Source organism: Desulfotalea psychrophila LSv54 (assembly GCF_000025945.1).
GTDB lineage: Bacteria > Desulfobacterota > Desulfobulbia > Desulfobulbales > Desulfocapsaceae > Desulfotalea > Desulfotalea psychrophila.
This window is the reverse complement of sequence record NC_006138.1, coordinates 344,065-357,201: the sequence shown is the minus strand read 5'-3', so window position 1 is coordinate 357,201 and position 13,137 is coordinate 344,065. Positions and strand designations below refer to the sequence as shown.

Genomic DNA, 13,137 nt, shown 5'->3' with positions numbered 1-13,137 from the left:
CTTTGTATATGGAAGCCTGGGCCGAGTGTATATCGCTTGCCCGGGCTTTTTTTTGTTTTGCCTCTCAAGTAGAAAGGGAAGGATATGGATCTTCTTTTTGATAGTCTCTTGTCTGCATTTTGGCTTCTGGTGGAGTTTGATCCTGCTTTTCTGCAAATTGTGACAGTATCTCTGCGGGTCAGTTTTTTTGCAACTGTCTTTGCCTCTATTCTGGGCATTCCCATGGGCCTGCTCATTGCCTACTCTTCCTTTCCCGGAAAGCGTTTTTTGTTGACCTGTCTGAATACTCTTTTGGCTTTGCCCACCGTGGTTATCGGTCTTTTGGTCTACTCGTTTATTTCGCGTAGGGCCATCTTTGGCAGTTGGGAGCTGCTCTATACCCAGAAAGCCATTATTATAGGTCAAATTATTCTTATCTGGCCTCTTGTTACCACCCTTACCATTGCCGCCATTAGTAAAATCGACAGCCGCTATCGGATGACCGCACTGACCCTTGGTGCCAGTCAAGGGCAGATGGCCTGGGCTGTGCTACGGGAGGCGCGTTATGGCGTTTGTGCTGCTATAGTTGCCGCCTTTGGTCGTGTTATAGCTGAAGTGGGTATCAGTATGATGCTTGGTGGTAATGCCAAGGGGTTTACCCGAACCATGACCACCGCCATGGCTCTGGAGTATGATAAGGGGGAGTTTGTTTTGGCTGTGGCCCTGGGTATTACCCTTATGACCTTCGCTTTTTTTATAAATATGCTGTTTCATCTTTTTCAGGGAAGGACAAAAATAGATGCTCTATAGAATAAAGAAAATGACCAGGGTTTATGGCGATCGGGTTGTTTTGGATATTGAGGATCTTCTGCTGGAGAAGGGTAAGGTCTACAGCTTGACGGGGCCTAATGGTGCCGGTAAGACGACTCTGCTTAAGTTGCTCTCCTTTCTCGATAGACCGAGCAGCGGTGAGATAGAGTTTCTTGGCGAGAGGGTGGCCTATGGCAAAAAACAGCTCCTGGCCTTTAGGCGGCAGGTGGTGCAGCTTGATCAGAGTCCCATTATGTTTTCCGGTACCGTTGCAGAAAATGTGGCCTTTGGTCTGCGGGTACGCAGGCTGGCAAAGGTGGATGTGGTGGCTCGGGTTGGCGAGATGCTCCGCTTGGTCGGTCTGGAAAAATTTTCCGGTGATGATGCCCAAAAATTATCCGGTGGGGAGACGAAGAGGGTTGCCCTGGCCCGGGCCCTGGCCGTCTATCCTGAGGTGTTAATCTGTGATGAGCCTAGTGCTAATGTTGATAATGAGAATCAAGAGATGATTCTTGCCGTTCTGGAGAGGATAAACAGGGAGAGGGGGACATCGATAATCTTTTCTACCCATTATCTTTCTCAGGGGCATCGTCTTGCCGATCATACTCTGCTCTTACAAAACGGTTCTCTCTCCAATGTCCTCAATGAAAATGTCTATAGGGGGCAGTTGGTGGGTGAGAAAGGGGCTGATACTATTTGGCAGCTTGCTGGTAGCTTGCTTCTTCGAGTGTCAGGAGCCTGCCTCCCCTCCTCTGCACAGGAGCTGAAGCTGTGGGTTGATCCCGAGGGGATAGGCTTTTCTCTCTTAGGGAGTGGCATGGCAGTTGGGCAGGAGGATAATGTTTACTCAGGCCATCTCGTGGGGATCAGTCGACATAGGTCTCTTGTTAAGCTGCAGCTTGATATTGGGATTCCTCTTATTATCTATACAAATTACGAAAACTATCGAAGCCTCTCTCTCATGGTGGGCGATAAGCTGGCTGTGACTATTCCTTCACATGCCATTTCCTGTACCGGTCTATAAAATGAAAGAAACTCCTTCCCTGTTGATTCTCTGTGCCATGCCTCAGGAGTTGAAGGGCATCTGTCGCATGGTAAAAAATGTTAAAAAGCATCACGCGGGTCTCTATAGTGCCACTAGCTCTTCGGGTAGGCAAATTATCCTGGCATATTCAGGGCTTGGCGGGGTTAATGCGGCCTGCGCTGTTACGGAGCTCTCCTGTCGTTATAGTCTGGCTGCCCTTGTCCTATTGGGTGTCGGTGGTGCCCTGGAGAGTAGCCGGGAGGTGGGGGATTTGGTTGTAGCTGAGAAAATTTTACAGCATGATTCCTGTGCCTTTTTTGATATGGGTCGTTTTTTAGTGCGGCCGGGGCAGTCCCTACGCTCTGGAGCCGATGGCTTGGGCCACGATCCCTGTCTCTATCCGGATGAAACGCTATCATCCCTCTGCTTGGGGGTGGTGGGACTGCGGAGCTGTAGGGGATGTGTGGTGACGGGTGCCGAATTTTCCGGAACCCGTGAGCGTAAAATGGAACTTGCCAAGCTTGTCTCGGGGGTGGGTCTGATTGAGATGGAGGCGGGAGGCTTTGCTCAGGTGGCAGGTCGCCTCCAGCTTCCCTATGCCGTGGCAAAATCCATTGCAGACAGGTTTGATCCTGCTGATGAGACGATTATTGCAGATTTTCATGCCAGTTTCGAATCTGCAATAAGGAGTGCCGCCCTGGTGGCCAGGCATCTGCAGGAAAAGTGGTAGTTTCGGGGGGATCTACACCTCTTCTTTTTTGCAGGGAATGTCCCGTATGGTAACATTGTTAGTGCCTGGCATGCCTACGCAGCGGGATTTGTAGAGCATCTCCATTTGAATAAGGGTCTCGTCCATGGTATCAAGTTTTTCCTGTGAAACTTCTTCTTCAGCCATTCTCTTCTCCTCTAATGTTTGTGGGTCTTTGTTTTCTGTTTTTGATCTTACTGAAAGAGATGCCGTTCTGCCAATCTATTTTTATGGTTGGAAGCTACCCGGCATGGCCTAGATGGCTTCCCTTCCTTGCTCTCCGGTGCGAACCCGCACAACCTCTTCTATGGGAAGGACGAATATTTTGCCGTCGCCGATTTTGCCGGTGCGGGCAGCAAGGCGGATTTTTTCCACCACCTTATCTGCAATCTCAGCGCGTACCACCAGCTCTATTTTAAGTTTGGGGTTGAAGTCTATGCTGTACTCTGCGCCACGGTACATCTCTTTATGCCCTTTTTGTCGTCCGTAGCCCTTCACTTCGGAGATGGTCATGCCCGTGATGGCCAGTTCGGTGAGGGCCTCTTTGATCTCTTCGAGCTTAAATGGCTTGATGATTGCCTCTATCTTCTTCATGGTAAAACTCCCTGTTAATCTTTGGTGAATTCTGGATAAGCGGTGAGGCCGCACTCGCAGAGGTCGACTCCCTCGTGCTCTTCTTCGGGGCTGATGCGTAGGCCCATGACTTTTTTAATGGCAAACCAGGTGATTATGCTTGTTATGAAGACCCAGGAAAAAATAGTGGTAATACCGATAAGCTGGGCGATGAGGCTAGCCTCTGGGTTGGTGATGGTAACGGCGAGTAGTCCCCAAATGCCGCTGACTCCGTGGACGGATATGGCTCCTACCGGGTCGTCGATATGGGCCTTGTCGAGGAGGATAATCGAAATCACAACCAGTATACCGGCAACTGCGCCAACTCCGGTTGCGGTAAGCAGTGAAGGGGTAACAGGCTCTGCGGTAATGGCTACTAGTCCGGCTAGGGCACCGTTGAGGGCCATGGTGAGATCGGCCTTGCCGAACCAGATTCGTGAGAGGATAAGGGCTGCCAGCAAGCCACCGGCTGCCGCCATATTGGTATTGGCAAAGGCCATGGCCACTGCGTTGGCGTCACTGACGGTGCTTATGCGTAGCTGTGAGCCGCCGTTGAAGCCAAACCAGCCAAACCAGAGGATAAATGTTCCCAGGCTTGCCAGGGGGAGGTTTGATCCTGGTATTGCCTTTATCCTGCCATTTTTGTATTTGCCTAGGCGCGGGCCGAGGAGAAGGACGCCGGCAAGGGCCGCTGAGGCGCCACAGAGGTGGACAACTCCAGAGCCGGCAAAATCAAGAAAACCAAGATGGTCCAGAAAACCGCCACCCCATTTCCAGTAGCCCTGTACGGGGTAAATTGCTGAGCACATAACCACAGCAAAGAGGAGAAATGCCCAGAGTTTCATTCGTTCGGCAATGGCCCCGGAGACCACTGACATGGCCGTTGCCACAAAGACAACCTGAAAGAAGAAGTCAGCGATCCTGGAGTAGTGGTTCTCGCCGCCAAGGCTGATGTCGGCGGGGCTGTGGTCGCCACCCACCAGGAAGGAGAAGCTGGGCAGGATGCTGCCTCCGTCTCCATACATGATGTTGTAGCCGACCAGTAGGCAGGCGATGCTGGCTATGGCAAAGAGGGTGATGTTTTTTGTGAGGATCTCAACGACATTTTTACTGCGTACCAGACCGCATTCGAGCATGGAAAATCCTGCTGCCATCCACATGACCATGGCGCCTGAAAGCAGGAGGTAAAGGGTGTCGAGGCCATAGGCGATCTCTGCCACGGAGTGGGTGAGCTCCTGTTCTGCCCCGTGCACAGGTTGTCCTGTCACGGATAGGCTCAGAAAGGCCAGGCCGATGCCTGTGAATTTTATCCCTGCTCGTCTGGTCATGGTGTATCTCCTATTAGATTGTGGTTAAGCCTTGTTGTGTATATGGGCTCTGCTTTTAGGCTCATCTATGGGTGATTGTGCTGGTTGAAGCGTTTCTCTTTTTCATAAAGTAACAATAATGTAATGTAGTCGCAATGATTATTTACAACAATGTAATACTTTCCCAATCGTGTCTTGCTGTAATATAAGGTTTGTAAGGGGGATTTGTAGAGAGATTCGCTTTTTTCAGATGGCATTTGCGGTTGGGGGGAAAGCATGTTTAAATTAAGCTTATCTTTTCCGTCCCCCGATTATCTTAAACGTTTTTATGAGGTAGAATAGAGTCAGATTTGCATCTGAATTGCGAACAGTTGATTCTATTATGAAATATGAAATTTCTCCCATCCCAGATACTCTACTTTTTTCAAAATAAGGGGTCGCAGCGAAACCTTGCCGCCCTGGCCAAGTTCTTTGTCTTTCTCCTGTGCATGGTAACCTTGTATAGCGTACTCTTTCATCTGATTATGCTCTATGAGGGTAAGGAGTACTCCTGGATAACCGGTATTTACTGGGCCCTGACGGTGATGTCGACCCTGGGCTTCGGTGATATCACCTTTCATACCGATCTGGGCCTCCTCTTTACCATTGTTGTCCTCCTCTCCGGGGTTGTCTTTCTCCTCATCATGCTTCCCTTCTCCTTTATTCAGTTCTTTTATGCGCCCTGGCTTGAGGCGCAGACGAGAAAACGTACCCCGCGTGAGCTGGTTAAGGGGGTTAGTGGCCATGTTATCATTACTCATCTCGATCCCATCACCGAGAGGCTTGTTGAAAAGCTCAAGCGTCGTGGTTATGACTATGTGATCATTGTTGCCGATGCTCAGAGGGGTATGGAGTTGCATGATCAGGGCTACAAAATTGTGGTTGGCGAGCCCGATGATCCGGATACCTTTTTGAGTGTCAGGGTGGAGGATGCGGCCCTGGTGGTGATTACCAACGATGATATGATGGCCACAAATATCTCCTTTACCATTCGGGGGATCACCGCCAAGGTGCCCATTGTTGCCGCAGCTGATAAGGAGCATTCTCTTGATATTCTTAATTTTCCTGGAAATACTCAGGTCTTTCTCTTTATGAAGATGTTGGGTGAATCTCTTGCTGAACGGGTGCGGGGGGTGGGGCGGCTGACCAAGATTGTCAGCAGCTTTGATCAGCTTCATATCGCCGAAATACCCGTTTCACAGACAAGTCTGGGCGGGCTTCTTTTGACCGAGACCATGCTTCGCACGCGAACAGGGGCGACTCTTGTGGGCCTCTGGGAAAAGGGGCAGTTTGAAGCTCTTCATGCAAAAACTATTATTAATAAATCTTCAAGCCTTCTCCTGGCTGGCACTCTGGCCCAACTCGATTGCTTTGAAGAAAAATTTATTATTACAGACCTCTCCTCCGAGGACGATAAGCTGGTTCTTGTTTTGGGTGGAGGTCGGGTGGGCTTGGCAGCGAGTCAGGTACTTGACGGCTATGGAGTGAAATATCGGGTGGTTGAGAAGTCCTCTGCCGTTGTTGCCAGAGGGGGAGTGAATTTTGTTGCGGGAGATGCGGCCAATAGAGATGTTCTTATAGAGGCGGGAATAGAAAATGCCCGGGCCGCCATTATCACCACCCACGACGATGCCGCCAATATCTATCTCACCTTTTACTGTCGTCAACTGCGCCCGGATATTCAGATTATCAGTCGTGCCACCAATGAAAGAAGTGTCAGCAAGCTACATATGGCTGGTGCTGATTTGGTAATGTCCTACGCCTCCATGGGGGCAAATCGTATCATGAAGGTCTTTAAACCCGATGAGGGCTCTCTCTTTATTGAGGGGATGAACTTCTTTGTTCAGCAGATTCCGGGGGCCCTGGTTGGCAAAACCCTGGCTGAAAGTAATGTGCGGCAAGAGACGGGTTGTAGTGTTGTGGCTCTAAGGATGGATGGAGAGCTTTTGGTTGGCCCTGACCCCACCCTACCTCTGGTGAAATCCACCGAATTAATTCTTATTGGGAATGCAGATGCGGAAAAACTTTTTGGTGAAATGTTTGGTGAAAGGTAGGTTTGTTTGGCCGTTTCTTGTTACGGTCTCTTTTCTCTTCCTCTTTATCCAGAACTCCTCTGCCGCCCTTGGGGCTTGGGCGCAGATTGAAGGGGAGGCCCGTGGTCAGACCATCTACTTTAATGCCTGGGGTGGCTCTGAGCCCATAAACGACTATGTTTCTTGGGCTAGTCGAAGGGCCCAAGAGAAGTATGGAATAGAGGTCAAACATGTCAAGGTCACTGATATTGCAGAAGTTGTTGGTCGCCTTCTGGTGGAAAAATCTGCCGGGCGTCTTGACGGTGGGCGGGTGGATCTGCTCTGGATAAACGGGGAAAATTTTCAACAACTCAAAAAGAGTGATCTGCTCTATCAGGTTCCCCGCAATTTGCTACCCAATGCCGCCTTGGTGGATTGGCAGAAACCGACTGTGCAACGTGATTTTACCGTGCCGGTGGATGGTTACGAGACTCCTTGGGGAATGGCTCAACTGGTTTTTATGTACGATACAGATGTTCTGGCTCAGCCGCCCCATAGCATGGAGGAGCTACTTGTCTTTGCCGAGGCCCATCCCGGTCGTTTCACCTATCCTGCCCCTCCTTCATTTTACGGGACAGCCTTTCTGAAACAGCTCTTACTGGAGAGTATATCGGAGCCAGAGGCACTGCTCGCCCCCGTCAAAAAAGAGGATTTTTCCCGGGTGACGGCCCCTCTTTGGCATTATCTGGATCGTCTTCATCCCCTTATGTGGCGCAAGGGAAATACCTTTGTTACCAGTTCTCCGGCCCTTGTCTCCCTCCTAGATAACCGGGAAATATTTATTGCCTACTCCTTTAATCCCAACGAGGCCAGCAGGGCCATAGAAAACGGAGAGCTCCCCGACTCTGTGCGGACCTATGTCCATAGCAGTGGTTCCCTGGCCAATACCCATTTTCTGGCCGTTCCTCGAAACTCTTCAAACAGGGCAGCCGCCCTGGTCTTTATTAATATGCTACTCTCACCCGAGGCCCAGGCCCAAAAAAGTGATCTGGCAGTCTGGGGTGATCCAACGGTACTGGCCATGGAAAAGTTGAATGATCGGCAAAAAGCACTTTTTATCGGTCATTCAGGTCCAGCCACCCTCTCTGCAGAGGAGCTGGGCAGGGTCTATCCTGAGCCGCATCCCTCTTGGACGGTGATGATAGAAGAGGAGTGGCAAGCGCGCTATGGTCATAGGTGATGGCAAGATCTACTAAAGAGATCCTGCTGGCCCTTTTTCCCTGTTTAAGTCTCTCGCTCTTTCTCTTGCCCGTCCTCCTCGGAGGAGTGGCCACAATTTTACCCGCCCTTGGCTTTTGGCCCGCCTTGGGAGGAGAGGGTTTTACCGGTAGATATCTGAGTCGTTTTCTCGACCATCCGGCGGTGAGGGATGCCTTCTTGCTGACCTTGACAACGGGCTTCGCGGCCTCCTTTGCGGCCCTCTTTGTTGCCCTATTTCTTTTGGCGGGGCTCTATGGAACGAAGATGTGGGCCTTCCTGCACCGCATTTTGGGTTTTTGGTTGGCCATTCCCCATGTCTCCTTTACCCTGGGCATTCTCTTTTTGTTGAGTCCCAGTGGTTGGCTGATGCGCCTCTTGGCCTCACTGCTTACCGGCTGGACTATTCCCCCCAACTTTTCCCTGGTGGCAGATCCCTGGGGGCTAAGTTTGGCCTTTGTCCTTGCCTGTAAGGAGATTGCCTTTCTTCTCTTTATGGGGATAGCGGCCCTGAGCCGTATTGAGGCGGGTAAGCTCATTTGGCTGGGGAAGAGTTTTGGCTATGGTCCGACCCGTATCTGGTTGACCATTATTCTCCCTCAACTCTACCCCCATCTTCGCCTCTCTTTCTGGGCAGTTCTGGCCTACTCTCTCTCTGTGGTGGATGTGGCCCTTATTATTGGCCCCTCCCGCCCGCCAACCCTGGCTGTTCTGGTTCATTCCTGGTTTATTCAGGGGGAGGCGAGCTCTTTTTTTCTTGCCTCGGCCGGGGCCACCTCCCTCTGTCTGTTGGTGCTTTTGGCCATTACTCTCTGCTATTTGGCGGAGAGGCTACTTGCCCGCCTGGGGCAGACCCTGCTTCTTGGTGGAGGCAGATCGTCCCTTTTTGACAGAGTATTTGCCGGGGCCGGGCCACTTCTTATGGCTCTGGGCCTTCTCTTTATGGCGGCCTTTGCCGGTCTGGCCCTGCTCTCCGTTTCGCGGAGATGGCGTTTTCCGGATATCCTCCCCGCCAGTTATAGCTGGCATTACTGGTACAGGGGCCTGCTTTCAGCCCAGGAACCCATCGTGGTAACCCTTCTTTTGGGGGTTTTATCCGCTCTGATCTCTCTTGTTCTTGTGGTGGGATGTCTGGAGTATGAGCGAGTTCTTCTTCAGCGGGGAGAGGGGACGCGGGTGCGGCGCAGTCTGTGGTTACTCTATCTGCCCTTTCTTCTTCCCCAGATCTCCTTTGTCTTTGGTCTGCAGATGGTAGCGGTTTTCTCAGGACTTGATGGCAGTTTTGTCGCCCTTCTTTTCTCCCATGTGGTTTTTGTTCTGCCCTATGTCTTTATTACCCTGGGGCAGAGTTATCGCTCTTTTGATAATCGTTATTTTGATCTGGCCCTCTCTCTGCGCGGGTCGTGGTGGCGCGCTCTTTTGCAGGTGAAGCTCCCCATGCTGAAAAAGACCATTGCCTTCTCTCTGGCAACGGGATTTTCTGTAAGCCTTGTCCAGTACCTGCCCACCCTCTATGTGGGGGCAGGACGTTTCCCCACAATCACCACCGAGGCGGTGAATAGGGTCTCAGGAGGCGATATGCGAGTCACCGCTGTCTATGCCCTTCTCCAGCTTGCTCTCCCTCTGCTGGTCTACTCCGCTGCCCTCTTCTTCTCTCGGCAGTCGAAGGCCTGAGAGGGAGAGGTAGGGGCTAAGTAGCTGTTACGTTGCTAACTTACTTCAAAAACAAGTTAAATGGCTTGGCTTGGCGGTGGTTTCTTGCTAGAAGATGCAGTGGTTTTGTTTGGCAGGGATTTGGCTTACGGGGGAGATATCTAGTTTGTGAATAATAAATTGTTGGGCATTTAAGGAGAATCAAGTGTGAAAGATAGAAATATTATAAATAAATATATCGAAAAAATACAAAAGGTACTCAAACCTAGGTTAAGGCGTGATATTGGAATGAATATTATTGTCTATCCCGCTAAGATGCAGGGCGGTGTCGTAGAGGTAAAGCTCGAGAGCGGCCTCCAAGATGACTATTCGGTAAAAGATACCTACGAAACAGTTAATGAGATACTTAAAGTAGTACCACAGAGACTTGTTAGTGGAAACATCGATGGAGTTACATTTGGTGGAACAAACATATCTATGGAAGAGAATCGTATACTTTTCATTAAGGGAGAGGATACGGATTGGTCTGAAGGAGATGCAGATAAAGATATAGGCAAAGTACTTAATCCTCCGAAAAGGAGGTAGGTTATGTCAATTGATATTGGTTCAAAATTGGATAAGATCCAAAAAAATGTTACTGCCGTCAAAAAGCTCGATAACGAATTTAAAGATTCGAACTTTGATTGGACATTATTATTAAATCAAGATGAAAAAGAGATTTCCATTGGGTGGCTTCTTTTTGCTATTGCTGGGTATCTCATGTCTTGTTCAGCAGTTAACTGGTTTGGAGTGCCAGGAGAGAAATTATACAACCTATTATTTATTATTGGTTGTATGTCTTGGATCTGGCTCATAATTTCGGTTCATTTAAAAATCAAAAATAACACGTCAACAATTCTCGTTGGAATTGTTTCCTTTCTATGTTTTCTGGTTGCTGCTGGATTGGCAACACCTGAGCAGACGGCTAATGATATTAGAAGTGAGATAGAGCGACACATTGAATAAATCTAACATGACACTTTAGCGGATGCAAAAAGCCGCGCTCCTGATTTAAAATATGCCTAAAATAGCCCTGAAATAAGGATAGAAAATGACGCAAAACTGGTCTCAAGATCTATATGTCAAAGCTTGGGGTTTTGCAACTATGGCGCATGAAGGACAGGCATATGGAGCGCCGATCGAAGGTCAACGAATACCCTATCTTAACCACATAGGTAGTGTAGCTATGGAGTTAATTTGCGGACTAAATTCTAATCCCAATCTAAACGGTGATCTTGCCATCCAATGCGCTCTTCTCCATGACACTATTGAAGATACAGATGTAGATTTTAAAACTATTGAAGGCAATTTCGGCCTGGAAGTGGCCCAAGGTGTTAATGCCCTTACCAAAAACGAAGATCTTGCCTTCAAGAAAGAACAGATACTGGATTTCTTGAACAGGATAAAGTTACAACCGAAAGAGGTATGGATGGGGTAAAGCTGGCGGACAGAACAACTAATTTATCAGAGCCACCATGGTCCTGGACTAATGAAAGGCGCCTTGCCTACAAAGAAGAGGCCCTGCTGATCCACCAACATCTTCATGTAGCTAACAAACTACTCTCTAATAGGCTTTTAACAAGGGTTGAATCATACGGTAGATATATAAGGGCATAACAGGGCATTCATCATTAGCCTGATAAAAGGTGTTGAACCGTTGAGCATTGCTGGCTCAACTAGCAGCCCCCGTGGCTCTCTCCGGTGCAGTCGGTCAAACTCAAGAGCAAAGGCAAAAGAGGAAAAAATGCTTGAACTAAAAGATGTGCAGATATCCCTGCAGGGTAAAGCTCTCTTTGCCCCGGTCAGTGCCGTGGTGGCGCGGGGAGAGATTCTCTCCTTTATGGGGCCCAGTGGTTGTGGTAAATCGACCCTGCTCTCCCTGGTCAGCGGTTGCCTGCATCCGGTCTTTACCTTCTCGGGAGAGATTCTTCTGGATGGGGCCTCTCTCTTGGGCCTGCCCATGGAGAGACGGCAGGTGGGGATTCTCTTTCAGGAAGTCCTGCTCTTTCCCCATATGAATGTCGGTCAGAATCTGGCCTTTGCCCTGCCCGGTTCCGTGCCGGGTAAGCAGCGACCTCTGCAAGCGGCGCAGGCCTTGGCAGGGGCGGGACTTGCAGGTTTTGCCGAGCGTTCTGTTCAGACCCTCTCTGGTGGGCAGAAGGCGCGTGTCTCACTGCTGCGAACCCTGTTGGCAAGGCCACGCCTTGTTCTTCTTGATGAGCCATTTTCTCAGCTTGATGCAGCCCTCAGGCAGAGCTTTAGGGCCTTCGTGGTGGAGCAGGTAGAGGAGATGGATATCCCTGCCCTGTTGGTGACCCATGACAGTGAGGATGTGTTGGCTGCTAAAATCGTTTTTTCTCAGGGGTGAAGCTATGCTCGATCGTTATATACTACCCAGAACCAGCTCTTTTTTATCCTTCTGCGCTCGTCTCCTCCATGCCCGGGACATCACTGCCAATCGGGTAACCCTCTTTGGCCTTTGCTGTGGCCTTGTTACCCTGCCTCTTTTAGCGGTCGAACAGTATATTCCTGCCCTGTTCTGTATCTGTCTTAATCGGTTTTTGGATGGGGTGGATGGGGCCTTGGCCCGTATTCAGGGGGCAAGCGATGATGGAGCCTATCTTGATATAGTTTGTGATTTTATTTTTTATGCCGTGGTAGTTCTGGGCTTTGCCCTGGCCGCGCCTGGGGAGAATGCCCTGGCTGCTGACCTGCTTCTGGCTGCCTTTATGGGTACCTCCTCCTCTTTTTTGGCCTTTGCCGTCTTCGCCGAGAGGAGGTCTCTTCCCCTTATTGTCTATCCCTCTAAGGGGTTTTACTATCTTGGCGGTCTTGCCGAGGGGACGGAGACCATCTGTTTTTTTATTCTCTTCTGTCTCTTGCCCCAGTGGTTCCCCGCTCTGGCGCTTTTTTTCGCCCTGCTCTGTCTGGTGACCACCGTCGTTCGAGTATTTTTTGCCTATCGTCTTCTGCAGGAGCCCCACCCTTAAAAAGAGCGGAGCCCTTGCCCGGTGGCTATCCTCTAGGCGAGATTGGCGTTAACAAAATCCCAGTTGATAAGGTTGTTGAAAAAGGCATCCAGGTAGGTGCCTCGGCCGTTTTGGTAGTCAAGATAATAGGCATGTTCCCAGACATCCACGGTCAGAAGAGCTTGCAAACCATGGGCTATGGGGGTATCGGCGTTGGCGGTTTTCATGATTTCCAGCTTGTTGTTGTTCAGGACCAACCAGGCCCAACCGCTGCCGAACTGAGTAAGACCGGCATTTTTCAGCTGCTCTACGAAGTTGTCGTAGCTACCGAAGTCGGCATCGATCTTTTCGGCAATGGCACCCCTTGGCATACCACCACCCTCGGCCTTCATTGATTGCCAGTAAAATGTATGGTTCCAAATCTGGGCGGCATTGTTGAAGACTCCGCTTTTGCTGGCATCGTTTACTGTCTTTTTTATGATCTCTTCCAATGTCGCATTTTCCAGTTCAGTACCGGCGATGAGCTTATTCAGGTTGGTGACATAGGTACTGTGGTGTTTGCCATGATGAAAATCCAATGTCTCAGAGCTGATATATGGTGCCAGGGCATTTTTTAGGTAGGGAAGCTCGGGTAGGGTGATACTCATATCTTTTTCCTCTTTTGGGATGGGGGCTGTTTGACCGCAGC

General features: G+C 49.9%; 15 protein-coding genes. 11 read left to right on the top strand and 4 right to left on the bottom strand.

The genetic code is table 11. The annotated features are described in order from the left end of the window. Positions 1 to 84: 84 nt before the first annotated feature. From DP_RS01630 to DP_RS01620, 3 genes are read left to right on the top strand one after another with little or no spacing between them, the layout of a single operon-like run. Positions 85 to 789 carry an ABC transporter permease gene (locus DP_RS01630; RefSeq protein WP_011187575.1) on the top strand — a complete coding sequence of 235 codons (705 nt, stop codon included), beginning with the start codon at positions 85 to 87 and terminating at the stop codon, positions 787 to 789. Continuing rightward, entirely contained in the window at positions 779 to 1,813 is a 1,035-nt protein-coding gene (locus DP_RS16460; protein WP_011187574.1) for an energy-coupling factor ABC transporter ATP-binding protein, read from the top strand. Before DP_RS01630 ends, DP_RS16460 begins: the two co-directional genes overlap by 11 nt. Before the next feature lies 1 nt (position 1,814). Then, entirely contained in the window at positions 1,815 to 2,543 is a 729-nt protein-coding gene (locus DP_RS01620; protein ID WP_162096618.1) for a 5'-methylthioadenosine/S-adenosylhomocysteine nucleosidase family protein, read from the top strand. Positions 2,544 to 2,555: 12 nt separating this feature from the next. On the opposite strand, the gene DP_RS17810 is transcribed toward DP_RS01620, so the two are convergent. From DP_RS17810 to DP_RS01610, 3 genes are all read right to left on the bottom strand, one after another. Beyond that, on the bottom strand, positions 2,556 to 2,708 hold the full coding sequence (locus DP_RS17810) for a hypothetical protein (RefSeq protein WP_156792177.1): 153 nt from the start codon (positions 2,706 to 2,708) through the stop codon (positions 2,556 to 2,558). Positions 2,709 to 2,816: 108 nt separating this feature from the next. Then, positions 2,817 to 3,155, bottom strand: coding sequence for a P-II family nitrogen regulator (locus DP_RS01615; protein WP_011187572.1), 339 nt, complete (start codon positions 3,153 to 3,155; stop codon positions 2,817 to 2,819). A 14-nt stretch (positions 3,156 to 3,169) separates the two neighbouring features. Beyond that, positions 3,170 to 4,501: an ammonium transporter gene (locus DP_RS01610; RefSeq protein ID WP_011187571.1), complete on the bottom strand. Its 1,332-nt coding sequence runs from the start codon at positions 4,499 to 4,501 to the stop codon at positions 3,170 to 3,172. Between the two features lie 368 nt (positions 4,502 to 4,869). Here DP_RS01610 and DP_RS01605 point away from each other — a divergent pair, with 368 nt between their 5' ends. The 8 genes from DP_RS01605 to DP_RS01570 all read left to right on the top strand — a co-directional run bounded on the left by DP_RS01605 (position 4,870) and on the right by DP_RS01570 (position 12,470). Further along, positions 4,870 to 6,573, top strand: coding sequence for a potassium channel family protein (locus DP_RS01605; RefSeq protein WP_011187569.1), 1,704 nt, complete (start codon positions 4,870 to 4,872; stop codon positions 6,571 to 6,573). Further along, entirely contained in the window at positions 6,563 to 7,771 is a 1,209-nt protein-coding gene (locus DP_RS01600) for an ABC transporter substrate-binding protein (protein ID WP_228130182.1), read from the top strand. Before DP_RS01605 ends, DP_RS01600 begins: the two co-directional genes overlap by 11 nt. After that, positions 7,771 to 9,462, top strand: coding sequence for an ABC transporter permease (locus DP_RS01595; RefSeq protein WP_041277492.1), 1,692 nt, complete (start codon positions 7,771 to 7,773; stop codon positions 9,460 to 9,462). The genes DP_RS01600 and DP_RS01595 overlap by 1 nt, the downstream gene beginning before the upstream one ends. A gap of 186 nt (positions 9,463 to 9,648) precedes the next feature. Next, positions 9,649 to 10,026, top strand: a complete 378-nt coding sequence (locus tag DP_RS01590) for a hypothetical protein (RefSeq protein WP_011187566.1) — start codon at positions 9,649 to 9,651, stop codon at positions 10,024 to 10,026. A 3-nt stretch (positions 10,027 to 10,029) separates the two neighbouring features. Further along, the gene (locus DP_RS01585; RefSeq protein WP_011187565.1) at positions 10,030 to 10,446 is read left to right on the top strand and encodes a hypothetical protein; all 417 of its coding nucleotides are present in this window, start codon (positions 10,030 to 10,032) and stop codon (positions 10,444 to 10,446) included. 85 nt (positions 10,447 to 10,531) lie between these two features. Beyond that, the gene (locus tag DP_RS01580; protein ID WP_011187564.1) at positions 10,532 to 10,918 is read left to right on the top strand and encodes a bifunctional (p)ppGpp synthetase/guanosine-3',5'-bis(diphosphate) 3'-pyrophosphohydrolase; all 387 of its coding nucleotides are present in this window, start codon (positions 10,532 to 10,534) and stop codon (positions 10,916 to 10,918) included. Positions 10,919 to 11,224: 306 nt separating this feature from the next. After that, a complete protein-coding gene (locus DP_RS01575) occupies positions 11,225 to 11,848 on the top strand; it encodes an ATP-binding cassette domain-containing protein (protein ID WP_041277491.1) in 624 nt (207 codons plus the stop codon). A 4-nt stretch (positions 11,849 to 11,852) separates the two neighbouring features. Further along, positions 11,853 to 12,470, top strand: a complete 618-nt coding sequence (locus DP_RS01570) for a CDP-alcohol phosphatidyltransferase family protein (protein WP_011187562.1) — start codon at positions 11,853 to 11,855, stop codon at positions 12,468 to 12,470. Positions 12,471 to 12,502: 32 nt separating this feature from the next. Here the strand turns inward: DP_RS01570 and DP_RS01565 are convergent, their stop codons facing one another. Continuing rightward, on the bottom strand, positions 12,503 to 13,096 hold the full coding sequence (locus DP_RS01565) for a superoxide dismutase (RefSeq protein ID WP_011187561.1): 594 nt from the start codon (positions 13,094 to 13,096) through the stop codon (positions 12,503 to 12,505). Between the last annotated feature and the right edge of the window lie 41 nt (positions 13,097 to 13,137).